At 47.2% G+C, this 509-nt stretch carries 1 pseudogene; it reads left to right on the top strand.

The features are described 5' to 3' along the window. Positions 1–153 precede the first annotated feature (153 nt). Positions 154–509: pseudogene (locus tag ACTHUM_RS18785) on the top strand (polyamine ABC transporter substrate-binding protein); the annotation flags it as partial.

Here is a 509-nt window from a genome sequence, read left to right on the forward strand (position 1 = left end):
GCGCTGCCTTATTGCAAGAAAAATCAGATGGATATGGCTTTTCGTTTGCTTACGTTTCCATTACAATAGCCTAACTCTGCGCCGGGGTGTTTATGGGGTGCAGGGTTTCTTATTTATTGACATTAACCACTCTTTCATCAGGAATCTGCCCGTATGAAAAAATCTGTATTAGCCGTATTGGCCGCATTGTCTTTGGCCGCGTGCGGCGGTGGCGAGAAAAAAGCCGAGCAACCTCAAGCAGGCAGCGCGCCTGCTGCCAATGCCGAGGCAGCCGCTACCGATACTTTGAATATCTACAACTGGTCAAACTACGTTGACGAAAGTACAGTCGAAGACTTCAAAAAAGCCAACAATTTGAAGCTGACTTACGATTTGTATGAAAACAACGAAACGCTGGAAGCCAAAATGCTGACCGGCAAATCCGGCTATGACTTGGTTGTGCCCGGTATTGCCTTCCTGCCGCGCCAAATTGAGGCAGGTGCATACCAAAAAATCAATAAGGATCTGAT

This window comes from Neisseria sp. P0021.S006 (assembly GCF_051956895.1).